This window comes from Sphingomonas sp. CCH9-F2, assembly GCF_001556735.1.
GTDB lineage: Bacteria > Pseudomonadota > Alphaproteobacteria > Sphingomonadales > Sphingomonadaceae > Sphingomonas > Sphingomonas ginsenosidimutans.
This window is the reverse complement of the sequence record NZ_LSJO01000113.1, coordinates 1-12,296: the sequence shown is the minus strand read 5'-3', so window position 1 is coordinate 12,296 and position 12,296 is coordinate 1. Positions and strand designations below refer to the sequence as shown.

The 12,296-nt window shown below is 71.0% G+C and carries 16 protein-coding genes; 3 read left to right on the top strand and 13 right to left on the bottom strand.

The window, feature by feature from the left end:
• On the top strand, window positions 1–974 hold a 974-nt coding region (locus tag AX685_RS22275; RefSeq protein WP_197418472.1), incomplete at its 5' end, for a hypothetical protein.
• Entirely contained in the window at window positions 971–1,948 is a 978-nt protein-coding gene (locus AX685_RS03445; protein WP_066485485.1) for a Rieske 2Fe-2S domain-containing protein, read from the top strand. The genes AX685_RS22275 and AX685_RS03445, both read left to right, overlap by 4 nt.
• Here AX685_RS03445 and AX685_RS03440 read toward each other — a convergent pair.
• The 13 genes from AX685_RS03440 to sctU all read right to left on the bottom strand — a co-directional run bounded on the left by AX685_RS03440 (window position 1,924) and on the right by sctU (window position 11,458).
• Window positions 1,924–3,138 carry a hypothetical protein gene (locus AX685_RS03440; RefSeq protein ID WP_070321667.1) on the bottom strand — a complete coding sequence of 405 codons (1,215 nt, stop codon included), beginning with the start codon at window positions 3,136–3,138 and terminating at the stop codon, window positions 1,924–1,926. The two genes, AX685_RS03445 and AX685_RS03440, sit on opposite strands and share 25 nt — an antisense overlap.
• A gap of 62 nt (window positions 3,139–3,200) precedes the next feature.
• Entirely contained in the window at window positions 3,201–4,049 is an 849-nt protein-coding gene (locus AX685_RS03435; RefSeq protein WP_066485480.1) for a hypothetical protein, read from the bottom strand.
• A gap of 83 nt (window positions 4,050–4,132) precedes the next feature.
• Complete coding sequence (locus AX685_RS03430) at window positions 4,133–4,645, bottom strand: hypothetical protein (protein WP_066485478.1); 513 nt, start codon at window positions 4,643–4,645, stop codon at window positions 4,133–4,135.
• Window positions 4,646–4,852: 207 nt separating this feature from the next.
• Entirely contained in the window at window positions 4,853–5,047 is a 195-nt protein-coding gene (locus AX685_RS03425; protein WP_066485476.1) for a hypothetical protein, read from the bottom strand.
• A gap of 27 nt (window positions 5,048–5,074) precedes the next feature.
• The gene (locus AX685_RS03420) at window positions 5,075–5,923 is read right to left on the bottom strand and encodes a DUF6683 family protein (protein WP_156445640.1); all 849 of its coding nucleotides are present in this window, start codon (window positions 5,921–5,923) and stop codon (window positions 5,075–5,077) included.
• Window positions 5,924–6,054: 131 nt separating this feature from the next.
• Window positions 6,055–6,663, bottom strand: coding sequence for a hypothetical protein (locus tag AX685_RS03415; protein WP_070321664.1), 609 nt, complete (start codon window positions 6,661–6,663; stop codon window positions 6,055–6,057).
• Window positions 6,664–6,807: 144 nt separating this feature from the next.
• A complete protein-coding gene (locus tag AX685_RS03410) occupies window positions 6,808–7,158 on the bottom strand; it encodes a LuxR C-terminal-related transcriptional regulator (RefSeq protein ID WP_066485467.1) in 351 nt (116 codons plus the stop codon).
• Window positions 7,155–7,931: a type III secretion system export apparatus subunit SctT gene (sctT, locus tag AX685_RS03405; RefSeq protein ID WP_066485465.1), complete on the bottom strand. Its 777-nt coding sequence runs from the start codon at window positions 7,929–7,931 to the stop codon at window positions 7,155–7,157. Before sctT ends, AX685_RS03410 begins: the two co-directional genes overlap by 4 nt.
• 1 nt (window position 7,932) lies before the next feature.
• Window positions 7,933–8,202, bottom strand: a complete 270-nt coding sequence (gene sctS, locus AX685_RS03400) for a type III secretion system export apparatus subunit SctS (RefSeq protein ID WP_066485463.1) — start codon at window positions 8,200–8,202, stop codon at window positions 7,933–7,935.
• A 13-nt stretch (window positions 8,203–8,215) separates the two neighbouring features.
• Window positions 8,216–8,944, bottom strand: a complete 729-nt coding sequence (locus AX685_RS03395) for an EscR/YscR/HrcR family type III secretion system export apparatus protein (RefSeq protein ID WP_066485459.1) — start codon at window positions 8,942–8,944, stop codon at window positions 8,216–8,218.
• 6 nt (window positions 8,945–8,950) lie between these two features.
• Window positions 8,951–9,961 (bottom strand): FliM/FliN family flagellar motor switch protein, encoded by a 1,011-nt coding sequence (locus AX685_RS03390; protein WP_066485457.1) that lies wholly within the window; start codon window positions 9,959–9,961, stop codon window positions 8,951–8,953.
• Window positions 9,958–10,305, bottom strand: coding sequence for a FliO/MopB family protein (locus AX685_RS03385; RefSeq protein ID WP_231738533.1), 348 nt, complete (start codon window positions 10,303–10,305; stop codon window positions 9,958–9,960). Before AX685_RS03385 ends, AX685_RS03390 begins: the two co-directional genes overlap by 4 nt.
• Window position 10,306: 1 nt before the next feature.
• Window positions 10,307–11,458, bottom strand: coding sequence for a type III secretion system export apparatus subunit SctU (sctU, locus tag AX685_RS03380; protein WP_066485456.1), 1,152 nt, complete (start codon window positions 11,456–11,458; stop codon window positions 10,307–10,309).
• A gap of 573 nt (window positions 11,459–12,031) precedes the next feature.
• Here sctU and AX685_RS03375 point away from each other — a divergent pair.
• A partial coding sequence (locus AX685_RS03375; RefSeq protein ID WP_197418471.1) for a hypothetical protein occupies window positions 12,032–12,296 on the top strand: 265 nt, incomplete at its 3' end.

The window sequence follows — 12,296 nt, the reverse complement described above, 5'->3', positions numbered from 1 at the left end:
GCGGCGGGCGCGTCCTGCCGGTGACGATCAACCATGGCGCGCGCGGTGACAGCTATGTCTGCACGCCGCGCGCCGCCTATGTCGATTATGCGCGCGCCGAGCTGGCGATCATGCGCGTGCGCGGCGCGGCGGCGTGGCGCGCGCTGCTGGGCGGGGTCGATGCGCTGCTGGGCGCGGCGCGGATCGACCGCCTCGTAAATGTCGACAACTGGCTCTTGTCGACCAACCTGCACGGCAGCTGGGCCGGCGCCGACCTGCCCGCGATCCGCGCGTTCCTGACCGAACGCTTCCCCGATCACGTGCTGGCGATCCGCTCGGTCGACGACTGGTCCGCGCCCGCCCTGGCGCAGGCGGCGCGCGCCGACGGCTGGGTGATGGTGCCGTCGCGACAGGTGTGGGTGGTCGACGATCCCGCGCGCGACTGGCGCCCGCGCAACGCCTTTTCCAACGACCGGCGGCTGGTGGCGCGCAGCGGGCTGACGATCGAAACCGCCCGAGCGGACGATGCCGCGCGGATCGCGGACCTGTATCATCAGCTGTATGTCGACAAGTATAGCGCGCTCAATCCGGTGTTCACGCCGCGCTTCGTCGCCGCGACCATGGCCGGCGGGTCGATCGACTATCGCGTCGCGCGCGCGGGCGACGGGCGCGTGCTGGCAGTGGCGGGGCTGATGGCCCGCGCCGGGGTCGCGACGCCGCCGGTGGTCGGCTATGATCGCGGCTTCCCGGCCGCCGCGGGCCTTTACCGGATCGCCTCCTGGATGTTCATGACGATGGCGATGGAGCGCGGCTGGCGGCTGCACGGATCGGCGGGCGCGGCGCATTTCAAGCGGTTGCGCGGCGCGCGCGGGGTGATCGAATATCACGCCATGCATGTCGCCCACCTGTCGCGACCGCGCGCGCTGGCGATCCGCGCGCTCGCCGCCGCGCTTGAACGATTCGCGGTGCCGATGATGCGGCGCAACGGCTGGTGAGCGGCTGGCCGGCCGCCGTCGCCGCCGGCTGGCACCCGGTCGCGGTCGCCGCGCGGCTGAGCACGCGTCCGCTCGCGCGGCGGCTGATGGACGTACCGCTGGTCGTTTTCGCCGCCGATGGCGTGCCGGTGGTGATGCGCGATCGCTGCCCGCACCGCGCGATGCCGCTGTCGGCGGGGCGGGTGCGCGGCGGCGCGATCGTCTGCCCCTATCACGGCTGGGCGTTCGGGGCGGACGGGCGATGCCGCGCGGTGCCCGGCGCGCGCACCGTCCCCGACGTCGCGGCCGCCACGCTGCCGGTGCGCGTGGCGGGCGGGCTGGTGTGGACGACGCTGGGGAACGGCCCCTTCCCGCGCCTGCCCGCGGTAATGGACGACCCGGCGCTCGACCGCTTCTGGTGGGTGCCACGCGCCTCGACCGCGCGCGTGCTGGATGCGCTGGAAAACCATCTCGATCCCGCGCACCCGCACCTTGTCCACCCGTGGCTGGTCCGCGCGCCGCACCGCCGCCGTCCCGCGCGGGTGGAGGTGACGGTCGACACGACCGGCGCACACGCCCGCTATATGGAGGACGCGCGCGCCACCGGGCTGCTGCCGCGCCTGCTGGAGGGGCATCGCTGGACCAGCATCGGCCGCCTCCACCCGCCGACGATCGGGGAGGTCGCCTTTACCGGCCGCGACGGCCCGACGCTGTCGATCGCGGTCGTGTTCGTTCCCGAAAGCGCGCGCGTGACGCGCCCCTATGCGCATTTCGCCACCCCGCGCGACATGGTCCCGGCGGCGGTGAAACGCTGGCTGCTCACCGCCTTCCACTGGCCGATCCTGCAGCAGGACCGCCGCGTGCTGGCGCGACAGGCGACGCGCGAGGGCGATTATGCGCGCGGCCCGCTCGATTTCCTCGGCCCGGCGATCTGGGGTTTCGCAAACGGCACGCCGCCGCCCCCGCAACGCTACACGGCGGACATGCTGCTCTGATCGCCGCGCCAGTCGCGGCGGACACGGCGCAGCTTGGTGGCGTCGGTCGGCGGGATACCATGGGTCACCGTGATCGCCGCGCGGGCGCCGATCCGCGCCAGCGCGCGCGTCAGTCCAGCCTCGACCGCCGCCGCATCCGCGCCCGGCGGGATCGCCACCGCGATCGCCGCCGCGCCGGTCTGCACGATGCGGAAATCGTCGATACGGCGGTCGGCGTCGATCACCGCGTTGCGCAACACGTCCGGTGTCACCGTCACCGACCCCGCCGCGCCCGGCAGCACGAACAGGTCGTCGCATCGCCCCTCCACCGCCGCCACCGCCTGCAACGCCGATCCGCATGCGCACGCCCGCGGGTCGAGCCGCAGCAGGTCGTTCATGCGATAGCGCACCATCGCCTGCGCCCGCCGGGTCATGTCGGTGACGATCGGCTGCACCAGCCCGCCGCCCGCCGCCTCCCATTCGAACGCCACCACATCCTCCGCCAGATGCAGCGTGCCGTGCGCGCACGATACGCCCAGCAACCCCTCGGTCGCCATGTAGATCTGGCGCAGCGGCCGCCCGGTCGCCGCCTCGATCACCGGCACGTCGACGGGGTCGAGCACCTCGGCGGCGCTGAACGCGGTCGTCCCGCGCGCGATCAGCCCGCGCAACGCCAGTTCGCGCAGCACCTTGGGCGGGGCGACGATCGTATCGGGCGCGAAGGTCGCGAAGCGCCCCGCCCAGCAGTCCAGCCCCTCCCCCAGGTCGAACAGCCCCAGCATCACCCGGCTGCCGCCCCCCGCCGCGCCGTACAGCCGCGAAAAGCCCGGCAGCGCCAGCGCCACGCGATGCCGTCGCCACAGCGCGTCGGGCAATGCTTTGGCCAGCAACGTGCCGAGCCACACATAGCGCTCGGCGTCGCTGACGACGAAATAGCCGCGGTTGCCGCTGGTCCCGGTACTGTGCCCGATCGCATGGCCGGCGATGCGGCTTTCCCCTGCGGCCAGCACGTCGCGCACCGCGTCCAGCGGGATGCCGGCGCGGTTCATGGCGGCGAAATTCGCCAGCAGTTCCGCCTTGTCGATCACCGGCCAGCTATCTGGCCGCGCCGGATCGACGTGCCGATAATAAGGGATGTGCCGGTGCAGGTGCCGCCCCAGCCGCCGCAGACCCCGCGCGCGATGCGCCTCCACCGCCTCCCGCGTCGTCAACCGCGCGGCGCGCCAGCGCGCCAGCGCATAGGCGCGCGCCGCGATCGCCGCGCCGATCGGGGTCAGAGCGGCTCGCGCCGGTCGACGCGGTACAACATCTCCGCGCCGAACGCGCGAACCGCCGCGCGCAGGTTGACGTCGGACAGCGGATCACGCGCGATCTGGTCGATCGCCTCGAATGCCGCCGGCCCGTGGCGCTTGCTGGCGAACAGCGGGGTCGCCGCCTCGGACACCGCGCTTTCCGCGCCCGGCCAGCGCGACAGGCACGCCAGCCCCGCCACCATCTCGCGCAGTTCCTGCGGCGCGATGTCGATCTTGCGCAGCGTGGCCGCGCGGCGGAATTCGTCGGGGTAGCTATCCTCGAAATCGGCGAGCACCGCCGCCTGTAGCGCCGGATCGGCGGAGGTCGGCGCGGTGCAGGTCGATGCCTGCCGCGTCCCGAACCCCGGCGCGCCGCCATTCGCCTGTCCGGCGGGACGCGCATCGATCAACCGCATCCGCCCGTCCTGCCACGCAAAGCGCACCGTCGGTCCGCCCGCCGCGGTCGCCGGCATCGTCACGGTAAAGCCGCCGCGCCGTGCGGTGGCGCGGGCGGTGCCGGCGCAGGTGCCGAACGGTTCGCTGATCGCAGGCGCCGCCCCTGCCCGAGTGGCAACGACGACGAAGCGCGACGGGCACGCCCCCGCCGCATCGCCGCGCACCAGGTGATAGGTGGTGGGACCGGCCGGATAGCTGCCCACCACCGCCAGCCGGTCGACCAGTTGCGCGCCGAACGGGCGCGACAGCACCGTCTTGCCCGCGGCCAGCGCCTGTTCGCTGCCGGCGCTGATCACGGTCAGCTTGCGCTGCGCGGTCGCGGGGGTGGTGAGGATCGCGGTCAGACTGGCGGCCGCGACAAGCGTTCGGAGCATAAGCGTGATCCTAGCGGGCGATTGTTACGCAACCAAATCGTGCGACGCCGCCCGTGGTTCCCGCGGCGCACGCCAGGCGCGGATCAGAAGCCGTTCTGGCGCCCCAGCGTCGCGGCGGCGGCGTCGATCCGCGCGATCACGCCGTCCATTCCCTCGCCCGCCGGCGCGCCCTGCGCGGCATCCAGCGCGGCGGAAAGGCCGGCGATCTGTCGCTCTCCGCTCGCACCCGACAGTCCCGCGGCCTGCACCATCGCGCCGCGCGCCACGCCCTCCAGCGCGCGCAGCAGGTCGCCCTCCTGCGTCGGCGTACCGCCGAACCGCGCGGAGAGCTCGCCGGCGATCGCGTTCAAGCCATAGACATCGCCGCACCGCGCCAGCACGCCGGCATCGGGCACGAAACCTGCCGCGTCATTCCCGGCGCGCGCGGCCCATGCCGCCGCGCCCGGCGCCTGCCCGCCGACCGCCCCGACCCAGGCGAGCACGCGCTGGCCGATATCACCGATCGCACGGCTCGCCGCGTCCACGGCCGTGGTCCCGCGCGCCGAATCCAGCGCGGCGGCGGGGGCAAGCGGGGAAAGGCGGTCGATCGCGGTCATCTCTTGGTTATCCTCGAACGGCGCATCCCGCCGTCATCGTCACGACTACCTAGCCCCGCCCCCGCCGCGCCGCCATAATCGAAGCGACTAGGGAGGCGGACGGGTGAGCGTGCGGCGCCACGACCTGCGCCGAAACCTGCCGGCGCGACAGCGCACCGGACGCCCCGACACCGGCTAGCGCGACGATCCGAAGCACCGCTGCCGCCGTCATCCGCCAAACCGGCCCAGTGCACCTGGGCGTGCCAGCAGGTCGTCGAGCGCGCCCGGTCGCGTCAGCGGCTCGCGCGCGATGTCGCCCGCGGTATGCTGGATCGCGACGGCGGCGTCGTTGCGCGCCTGCGACGGCGTGGTCACCGTCAGGTCGATCACGACGGTCGGGCGGTTCACCGGCGATACGGTCATCGTCACAGCTCCTGCTGATGCGCGCGACTATCCGCGCGCACGGTTGCGATAATAGAGGACGCCCCCCGCCACCGCGGCCAGCGCGCCCGCGCCCAGCAGCGGGCCGCCCCCCGCGCCCGCGCCGCCAGGGGGCTCGTCGATGGCGCCCGTACGCCGGGTCGGTACGAAGCCGTTGCGGGTCAGCGCGATCGCATCGAGGTCGAGGCCGGATGCGCGCGCGCCCTTGCGGACCGCCGCCGCGATCCGGCCGCGGGCCGCCGGATCGCGGCCGACACCTTCCATCGTCGCGGCGATCAACACCGCCTGGACCAGATTGGCCTCGGCGACCTGCTGCTTCACCGCGTCGCCCGCCCCGGCGAGCTGCGGCACCGCCCCCAGTGCCTCGGCCGCCTGGCGGCGCACCGCGGCAAAGGTGGCCGCGTCCGGCGTATCGTCGCGCCCGTGCGCAGCATACCAGGCGGCGATCCAGTAACTGGCGAAGGCATCGGCGGCATTGTCCGTACGCCCGCCGACGCCGCGCAGCGCACGGTCGATCTTGGCGAACAGCGCCGGATCCTCGACCAGCCGCCGCACCTCCCCAGCGCCCTGCGGGTTGGCGGCGGTCAGTTTCTTCACGAAGCCGGCGACATTGCGCCGCCGTACCTCCTGCGACGGGCGATAGGCGAAGGCGGCGGGGGATACCGCCCGCGCCGGAGCCGCCGCGCCGGGGCCGCGTCGCGCAACCGACCGGCCCGCCGCCTCCATCACGCTGTCTTCCATCGCATAGATGCCCATGCCGGTCATATCGACCGCCGCGCCGTCCTGCGCCCGCACGGCAGCGGGGACGGCGGCGGTGCCGGCGATCGTCAGCAGGGAAAACAGCAAGGTTCGGTTCATCATCTTGCTCCGACCAGATGGCGATGGATGTCGCGAATGCGACGTTTCGGATGCGCAAAGGGTTCCCCTGACAACGAGGGAAAGGGGCGGGGCGATGCCGCCCCGCCCCCCCCGATCGATCGCGGCGTCGCTTACTGCTTGCGCGCGCCCTGGCTAAGCGCTTCGCCCAGCGTCTTGATGACGGTGTTGGCCGAGGAGAAGAACTGCGAGAATTCCTGCGACTTGGCCGCGAACTTCAGGTTCTGCGACGATTTGTTCGCGCCATCGCCCAGCGTCTGCGACATCTGGTCCATCTCGTTCGCCAGCTTGTCGGCGACGCGGCCCAGGTTCTCGGCCAGCGCCATCAGCCAGCTGCGCCCGCCGCCCGAACGCGCCTCGCGCGCTTCGCGGCTCTGCGCCAGGTCGGTCGTGGCCTGGTCGATCAGGTCGGTCAGGTTGCGCTCGACCTCGCCCGCCTCGAACGGGCTGGCGCCGAACTGGCTGCCGAAGCCCTGCACCACGTCGCCCAGGCTGCGGCCCGCGCCGCCGATATCACCGGCCTGCAACGCGAAGCTGGAACGCGCCATGTCGACCACGCCCTGCGGCAGGCCCAGCTTGTCGCCCAGCTGCTGGATGAACTGCTGCCCCACCGCGGACACCAGCGGGCGGGCGAACATCATGCCGATGCCCACCGGGCCCATGCCCAGTGCCGCGATGTTGAGGGGATTCACGATCGAACCGATGCCACCCAGAAAGCCCATCTTGCGTCTCCTGTCGTCGTCGCGCCGCCGTGGCGCCCAATCCGTCCGACGGTTCGTGCCGTCGTGGTGATCGATGTACGCGGCCCCCGCCGCCCCCGCACTCCACGGAACGACTAGCCGCGCTAGTCGAAACGATTAGTCGGCTCAGTCGGCCGGGTAGAACAGCAGCCCGGCCAGCGCCGCCAGCTCGCGCATCCCGTCCAGTTCCAGCTTGCGCGCGACGTTCGACAGATGGACCCGCACGGTATTGTCGGAGATCAGCAGCAGCGTCGCGATATCGGCGTTCGACCGGCCCCAGCCCAGGAAGCGCACGCACGTCAGCTCCATCGGGGTCAGCCGCAGCAATGCCTCGCGGTGGCGGCGCGGGACGCGCGCGGCCTCCACCATATGCTCGCCCAGCGCGACCGGCGCGGGCGCGGCGCCGGGCAGCGCGTCGGCCTTGCGCAGCAACTCGGCGATCGCGGCCAGGCGATCGTCCTCTACCGTCGCGATCATGTCGCCAGCCCGGTCAGGATGCCGTGGATCACGCCGGGCCGGCTCGCCATATCGCGCAGGATCGCGGTAACGTAGCTGCCGATCAGCAGCAGCAGCACGAACGATGCGGCGAACGCCTTGATCGACATCGACAAGGTGAAGACGTTCAGCTGCTGCGCGAACCGGTTCATCAGTCCCAGCCCCGCGTCGATCAGGAACAGCACCGTCAGCACCGGCGCGGCGAACAATGTCGCCAGCACCATCAGCCGCCCGAACTCGCCCTCGAACAATGCCAGGCTCGATCCGGTCAGCACCGGCATCGGCGCGGCGACCGGCCAGATCGCATAGCTTTCCATCAGCACCCGCAGCAGCAGCGACAGCCCACCGCCCGCCACGAACACCACGCTCGCCAGCCGCCCCAGGAACGCGCCGTTCAGCGACGTCTGGTGGCCGGACAGCGGATCGACCACCTGCGCCAGCGTCGCCCCGACCTTGGTGTCGATGATGTTGCCTGCCGCCTCCAGCGCCCACAGCACCGACCCGAAGAAGAAACCGATGACGATGCCGACGAACACCTCCTTCAGGATGATCGTCGCCCATTGCCCCGGCCCCAGCAGCGACGGGTCGAGCGGCGGCTGCAACGCCAGGCTGACGACGCCCAGAGACACGAAGATCGAATTGCGCACCAGCGCGGGCACCGTCTCGCTGGAAAACATCGGCAGCAGCAGGAACGTCGCCGCCACCCGCGCGGTCGCGACGCCCAGCAGCAGCAGCTGATCGGCCCAGCCGCCCATGTCAGTGCTGGATCATCGCCGGAAAATTGGTGAAGATCCGGTCGCTGAACCGGTACAAGGATCCGCCCAGCAGCGCCGCGGTCAGGAACAAGGTCAGCACAATCGCGAAGAACTTGACCGTATATTGCAGCGTCTGTTCCTGCACCTGCGTCGCGGCCTGCAACACCGCCACGATCAGCCCGGCGACCGCCGCGACGATGATCGGCGGCGCCGACAGGACCAGCACCAGCCATAGCGCGTCGTTGGTCAGGCTGACGAAATCGCCGTTCATCGCGCCGCCCCCCTCACACGTAGCTCAGGACAAGGCCGTGGGCCAGCTTCACCCAGCCGTCGACCAGCACGAACAGCAGCAGCTTGAACGGCAGCGAGATGGTCGTGGGCGACAGCATCATCATCCCCATCGCCAGCAGGATGTTCGATATCACCAGGTCGATGACCAGGAACGGCAAGAAGATCAGGAAACCAACCTGGAACGCCAGGCTCAGTTCGCGCACCACGAACGCCGGGATCACGACGATGAAGTCGCGCTCGGTCATTTCCGCGGCGCGGTTCGGTTCGCCGACGCGGCGCGCGGTCTTCAGGAAGAAGCCGCGCTCGGTGGGGGAGCTGTGCTTGAGCAGGAAGTTGCGCAGCGGCTCCTTGCCGGCATCGACCGCGTTGAGCATCGAATTGGTCGATTGCAGCACGCCGCCCGAACCTGCCCCGCCGACCGGGGCGCCGCCCGGCCCCGGCACCATCGGGGCCGACACCGCCGCCGCGCCGCCGTTGTTCTGCGCGATCGCATTCTGCATCTGCTGCCCCACCGGGTACATCACGTACAGCGTCAGGACCAGCGACAGGCCGTTGAGGACGATGTTCGGCGGCACCTGCTGCAGCCCCAGCGCATTGCGCAACAGGCTGAGCACGACGACGATCTTGGTGAAGCTGGTCACCATCACCGCGAAGAACGGCGCGATCGCCAGCGCGATGACGACGACCAGCGCGGAGCCGGGCGTAAAGGTGGACAGGTCCATCGGGGACTACTCCTCGCCGCGGGTGGCCACCCGGTCGAACAGCACGCCGAACCCCTCGCCGACCGCGACCAGTTCGCCGCTGCCGATCGTCGTGCCGCCAGCGACGACCCGCACGCGCAGCGTGCCGCCGGTCTGCGGCAACGGCAGCACGCTGCCGGCCGCGAGGCCGGCGACGTCCTGGGCGGACAGCAGCCCACCGTCGATCTCGATACAGGTCGGGACCGACAGCGAATCCCATTCCGGCGGCGCGGACGCCGCGGCTGGCGATGGATCGGTATCGGGTGCGGGCACGAGGTCTTCCTGCAACGTCATGCTTCCCTTCGATGGTTCAAGCCGCGCCGCGACGTCGGTGTCGCGGCCGGGGATGGAAAGGCGCGCGACCAGCGGCCCGATACCGAGCAGCAGCAGGTCGCCGCGCCCGATCGTACCGCGTCGCGCCGCCGGAATGGCGGGCGCCGGAATGGTGGCGCGCCAGCGCGCGCGCAGCGTGTTGACCAGCGCGGGCGGCGGTGCGGCGGGCAAGGCCGCAGCGGCCACCTCCCCCGCGCCGGCCAGCGCGATCAGCAGGCGGTGGCGGATCGTATGCCGCGCGCACGATGCGTCCAGTCGCAGCAAGATGAGATCGTCGGGCACCTCGGTCACCAGCGCGCTCGGGCGCAGATCCTCGCCCAGCGCGGTTTCCAGCGCCGCCAGCAACGGCTCGATCGCCGGCAGCAGCCGCGCGGCCAGCGCGGGATCGGGAACGCCGTCCCCGCCGGTCAGCCGCACCAATTCCCCCTCGACCAGCAGCGGCGCGACATAGGCGCGCTGCCCGCCCGCCTCGAACCCGATCCACGCACCCGCCGCGCGCCGGTCGCGCGCGAAGGCGGCGCGCGCCGCCAGCGTCAGCGCACCCGAATGCCGCGCGTTCAGCGCCCCGATCAGCCGCGTCTGGCGGTCGGCACGGTCGGCATCGATCGCGCGCAGCCGGTCGCGCAGCGGTAACGGGCGTTCGGCGGTGAGGCGCGACGCGGTCATGCGCCCGCCTCACGCCCGTCGGACCGCAGGTGGAACGCGGGCGCGACGGGCACCGGCGGCGCGCCGTCACCCCAGTTGCGCAGCAGCGTCACCGATCCGGGGGACACGCCGATCAGCATCAATTCCCCCTCCGCCTCCACCAGCATCAACCGCTCGCGCTGCCCTACCGCCAGCGCACGGACGAACCGCAGCTGGCGATCGGGCTCGCCCTCCCGCCGGCCCAGCCCGCGATCCTGCCACTGGCGCAGGAAACGCAGGCACACATAGGCAAGGCCCAGCACGATCGCGAGCGCGATCACCATGCCGAACAGGCCCGTCACCGCGGTGCCGATCGCCGAATCCATCTCAGTTCGTCTCCCACCGATGTTCGCCCAGGTCGTGGTGCTGCGGCGCCTCGCCCGCGCGGACCTTTTTGGCCCACAGGATGATCTGCGCGATCGCCTCGAACATGTCGCGCGGCACGATGTCCTCGACCGCGGCATCCTCGTACAGCTTGCGCGCGACCGCGACGTGGCGGACGATCGGCACCCCTGCCTCCTCCGCCGCCTCGCGCATCGCCTGCGCCAGCGGGCCTTCGCCCTTGGCGGCGACGACCGGCACGGGCGCGCTGTCCGCGTCGTAATCGATCGCGATCGCGATGTGCGTCGGGTTGACCACCAGCACGTTGGCACCGCGCGCCGCGCCGACGGCATTCTGGTTGGCCCATTCCTCGTGCAACTGGCGGCGATTGCCCTTGATGAGCGGGTCGCCCTCGTTTTCCTTATGCTCCTGCCGGATATCGCGCAGGCTCATCCGCATCTTCTTCAGGAAGCTGTGCTTCTGCCACGCGAGGTCCAGCACCGCGACCATCACGAACACCGCGAAGGTCCACAGCAGCGCCTGGCGCACCAGCGATCCGGTGAAGCCCAGCACCGATGCCGCGGCGGCACGCCCGTCGGTCTGCGCCGCGGGCTGGAGCAGCGGGCCGGTCCGCTCGACGATCTCGCCCAGCGATCCGCGCAGCACCAGCCAGATGACCATCACAATCAGCGCCGCCTTGGCCATCGTCTTCACCAGTTCGATGACGTTATCCATGCTGAACATGCGCTTCATCCCCGCGACGGGGTTCAGCTTGTCCAGGCTCGGCGTCAGCTTCTCGGTGGTGAAGACGCCGCCGGCCTGCAGGAATTCGGTCAGCACGCCAACGACCGCGGCCGGGATCAGCGCGACGGCGCAGATCGCCAGGAGCGCCCACAGCGCGCTCGCGCCCAGCCCGGCGGCGGCCACCGCGAACGGCTGGTCGCCGCGCGCGATCAATTGGAAGCTCTGGTCGAAAAGGGTCGCGATCCGCGTCCCCGCGAAGCCGGCGCCGAAGACGAACACGATCAGCCAGACGAACAACGTCGCCGTGGCGGTGACGTCGCGCGATTTGGCGACATCGCCCTTCTTGCGCGCATCGGCCAGCCGCTTGGGTGTCGGCTTCTCCGTCTTGTCGCCGCCGTCGTTCTTCCCGGCCACATGGCTCTCCCGTCCACACGACATGACCGGCGGGATGACTCACCCCGCCCGTACGCCGTCGAAGCGCCGGAACCACCCGTCATTGGCGTCCGCACCCTGATGACCAGGGTGCATGATGTGCCGGACCGCAGGACCCGTTTGCGTGTCTGACCACTCCCATATCGACATGGAAACATTTCGAGTCAATCGCGACACCGATTCGCACACCTGTCCGCAAAATGTCATGAAACCAGCCCATTACGCACGGCGATCGATCGGATTTTCCGCAGAATCCGGCGGGTTCACACCGATCCGGCAGCAAATCGGTCGCCCGACATAATTTCGTCGCAATCGGGACGAAACGTGAAAATGTCACGACGGAATGAACAAATTCATGCTTCTATCATTTGGCTGACTGGGGCATGTTAATGGTGTCGGACGCCCGTCGTCCGGTGCCGCAGGACCCCGCTTGCCGCACGATCCGTCGCATTGCGCGACGTGTCGTAGAGGAGGAGTGGGATGTGCACTGAAGGATATACGGAAGACCGTGCCGCTCCGGTGCGCGGCGTTGTCCGATTCTCGTGCCGTACAGCATTGATCGGCTTGGCGGTCGCCGCGGGAACGCTGCCTGGCGTCGCCACGGCGCGTACCGCGTCCGCGCGCATCGACTGCGGCGCTGCGGTCGCCGCGCGCTTCAGCGAGGCGAGCCGCTGGTGTGCTGCTCCCGCCTCCCCGGCTGCCACCGCCGCGACGACGGGCACGACGCCGCTTCCGGCTGCGATCGCGCCGGTCGCCGTCGCCGAACAATCGCCGGTGTCGGTGCGGATGCCCGGATTCGACCGCCGGCTCGCCGCCGCCG